4 protein-coding genes and 1 pseudogene are annotated in these 2,944 nt (G+C 42.4%); 2 read left to right on the plus strand and 3 right to left on the minus strand.

What is annotated here, in order from left to right; genetic code table 11:
* Together F6K37_RS45850 and F6K37_RS36760 are read left to right on the plus strand one after the other, a co-directional pair.
* Positions 1-88, plus strand: a pseudogene (locus F6K37_RS45850) (zinc ribbon domain-containing protein); the annotation flags it as partial.
* An 8-nt stretch (positions 89-96) separates the two neighbouring features.
* Entirely contained in the window at positions 97-393 is a 297-nt protein-coding gene (locus F6K37_RS36760) for a D-Ala-D-Ala carboxypeptidase family metallohydrolase (protein ID WP_008182380.1), read from the plus strand.
* 353 nt (positions 394-746) lie between these two features.
* On the opposite strand, the gene F6K37_RS36765 is transcribed toward F6K37_RS36760, so the two are convergent.
* From F6K37_RS36765 to F6K37_RS36775, 3 genes are all read right to left on the minus strand, one after another.
* Entirely contained in the window at positions 747-893 is a 147-nt protein-coding gene (locus tag F6K37_RS36765) for a hypothetical protein (protein ID WP_008182382.1), read from the minus strand.
* A 324-nt stretch (positions 894-1,217) separates the two neighbouring features.
* Complete coding sequence (locus tag F6K37_RS36770) at positions 1,218-2,102, minus strand: class I SAM-dependent methyltransferase (RefSeq protein WP_081431950.1); 885 nt, start codon at positions 2,100-2,102, stop codon at positions 1,218-1,220.
* Complete coding sequence (locus F6K37_RS36775) at positions 2,045-2,269, minus strand: hypothetical protein (protein WP_008182386.1); 225 nt, start codon at positions 2,267-2,269, stop codon at positions 2,045-2,047. Before F6K37_RS36775 ends, F6K37_RS36770 begins: the two co-directional genes overlap by 58 nt.
* Between the last annotated feature and the right edge of the window lie 675 nt (positions 2,270-2,944).

The raw sequence follows: 2,944 nt of genomic DNA on the forward strand, positions 1-2,944 counted from the left end.
ACGCGACATCAATGGCGCTCGCGGGATATTCCTAAGAGCTTTGGTAGATACACCCTGGCTGAGTAATCAGCTTGCATTGGTGAGCTAAGGTCTGCTTTGGTAGACTTTAGTAGCCAAAAAGTATCGGAAGTTAGGGAATACTTTGGCAATCGCCCCATCCTGGTTAACTCTTGGTATCGCGACCCAGTAACCAATCGCCAAGTTGGTGGTGCATTACGCTCCCGTCATCTTTCTGGGGATGCTGTGGATTTTGTGGTTGAGGGGATATCGCCAATGTCGGTGAATAGACGCCTGGATTCCTGGTGGGGTTCTCGAGGTGGTCTAGCCAGTGCGAGTTGTTTCACCCATATTGATGCCCGAGGGTATCGGGCTAGGTGGAGTTATGGTTTTTGATATATAGCAATTCTACGACTTGTGAGGTACAAATATCTGGGCTTTAGGGAGCAGGGAGCAGGGAGCAGGGAGCATGTAAGAAAGAGAGAAAAGGCAAGAGCTAATAGTCAAACAATTCTGTGTACCTCATGAGTCCTAGAAACGCTATAGTGCTACGCGCAAGGGCAAAAGGCAAAAGGCAAAAGGCAAAGGTGCGCTCTTACCATTAAGAATTAAATTGGCCAAGGTCAAGCGCACCGGGAGGGGGAACAAAGTCACGAAAGTCCCCTAGAATTGGGGTATTTTAGGGTGCCTTGCGTAAGTCATGTAATATAAAGAAAGGCTTCAAGGTTTTTAAGGATTTCTTCAACTTATCAAATTAGAGAAGCTAGCTCCATACCCCACCCAGGATTACAACCTGTTAAGTTGGCTTTGCCATCACCATCTGAGTCAAAAAGTTTGGCAATTTTGGGATTTTTAAGTTGCTCTGGCTTAATTGTATTCCACAGCCTACTGGGCATCCTATGGTGTTTATGAAAGATCTGACATAATTTTCGGTATAAACCATAAATTTTCAAAATCTCAAAGCTATACACAGTATAGTTTTAGCCAATTCAAGTTAAAAGCATATCATAACAGGTATCAACTAGCCTAATTTACTCTCAGAAAATAATACAGGAGTCCCTGCATTAAGTCAATCGGGTCGGGGATTTATTATCGGTTAGTCCTAATATCCAATGTCACCTCAACCTGAGGGGTTGTGAGGAGGGTGGGGAGATGGGGAGATCGGGCAGATTTTTATTAAGGGTAATTATCCTAACATGATCTAAGCATCCTGGTTGGGCTTATTTTTTGTAAATGCGAAGATAGGTTTGTACATAATCCATAGAGAACTGACCGGGATTCTCTCGAATCCTAGCTGTAAATCTTTGGTAGAATTGGTTGACAATATCAGAAATGTCTTGATTGGATCGATTGCTTAGGGCATTTCTCAATGTATGTTCACTCCAAGAGCGAGTCGCTTGGGTGAGACCTTGGGCAAATTTCTCTGCATCCCTATCATCTTCGTACTGAGACCGATAAGGGCACCGAATCAGCATGGTTCGGGTATCTCCTAATCGTAAGCCAGCTTGATAAACTTCACTTTGAGGGTCTTCGAGACACGCAGTAAACTCGGCTTCTGTTCGGTAATAACTTTGTGATGTAGCGCCAACATACTCTTCTGGTTGAATCAATTCCTCAATCTGCATTTGTTTCCAAATTTCGTGCAGAATATCTTTCAGGTTCAAGTCTACCAGGTTGTGCCCTACATAGCGCCCTTGTTCGTCTACGGATAAGTTGACGGTTACTATTTGACCTCCAGATTTGAGTTCTTTAGCTCTAGCCAGGAGAATAGTGCTCCAGTCAATCTGTGACTGTGCTTGAAAAATTGCTTTATCTTCTACTGGGGCAGAAACATTGACATCAATATGATTGCTCAGATGTTTGGGTAGCTTACTTAGCCAGTGCATGGCTGTGGAGGAGAAACCAAAGTCTAGACTATTGGGGGGACAAACAGGTTCATAAAATGATCGTGGAACCATTGAAACTACTAGATTTTGATCACCTTGCATCAATAACGTTGCATTTTTGCCTAGGGCATTAAAGTCATTACTGGGTAAATCATTAAATATTACTTCAACAAAAGCCCCGTTATTTTTTTTTTTATAGTAGCAATAATCTGCTGCCATAATCCTTGGCTAGTACCACCGTCTGCAATGCCGTAATCAGCTAGTCTTACCTGTGAATAGTTTTGGATGGGCTGGATTGCTTTTGCTACTAAATCCCCAGCAGCTTCGAGACAAAGTTTGGCTCCAAGGGTGTTGAGTGAGTAGTTAGATGCCATATAAATTTCCATGTCCTATCCTCTGTAATGATGATTATTTTAACCGGTTTTTTAGTTAATTAATGGTCAATAAAACCAGAAAATTACTTGCAAAATATTGGTGGTTTATCTGCTAGTTTTTTCAAGCAAGTAGTATTATAGCCATTGGTCACCAGTTAAGTAATCGCGTAATTTGTCAGGGTCAACCCATCTAAGCCTAGGAATAATATCAGGAAATTCAAGCCGAATAAATCAACAGAGGAGTAGACATCTGAAACTGAATAATTTACGGTTATTCCGTACTGATTCGGCTAAGTTTTCATAAACAAAGCCTAAAAGTATTACTAGGGAAGACTTTTAGGTTTTGAGATACTATAGCAATTCTACGACTTGTGAGGTACAAATATCTAGGTTTTAGGGAGCAGGGACTTCGGAGCAGGGAGCAGGGACTTCGGAGCAGGGAGCAGGGACTTCGGAGCAGGGACTTCGGAGCAGGGATAAGAGGCAAGAGCCAATAGTCAAACAATGCTGTGTACCTCATGAGTCCTAGAAACGCTCTATGTAGTTTCAATTATCAATTGGGTGTGGCTCTTTTGGAAAGACGTTTGGTCAGGTTTAGAGAGGTATCGGAAGAGTAGGAGGAGCAGTAATAGAGCAACGAGCTTGAATTAGTCGTTTCATCAAAGGAAGGCCATCTTTGTACAAAGA

The organism is Moorena sp. SIO4E2 (assembly GCF_010671945.1).
Classification (GTDB): Bacteria; Cyanobacteriota; Cyanobacteriia; order Cyanobacteriales; family Coleofasciculaceae; genus Moorena; species Moorena producens.

What these genes read in the sequence shown, in the direction of transcription:
- F6K37_RS36765 (WP_008182382.1), bottom strand. Translation starts at nt 893, where the DNA reads ATGCCCAGTAGGCTGTGGAATACAATTAAGCCAGAGCAACTTAAAAAT.
- F6K37_RS36770 (WP_081431950.1), bottom strand. Translation starts at nt 2,102, where the DNA reads ATGGCAGCAGATTATTGCTACTATAAAAAAAAAAATAACGGGGCTTTT.
- F6K37_RS36775 (WP_008182386.1), bottom strand. Translation starts at nt 2,269, where the DNA reads ATGGAAATTTATATGGCATCTAACTACTCACTCAACACCCTTGGAGCC.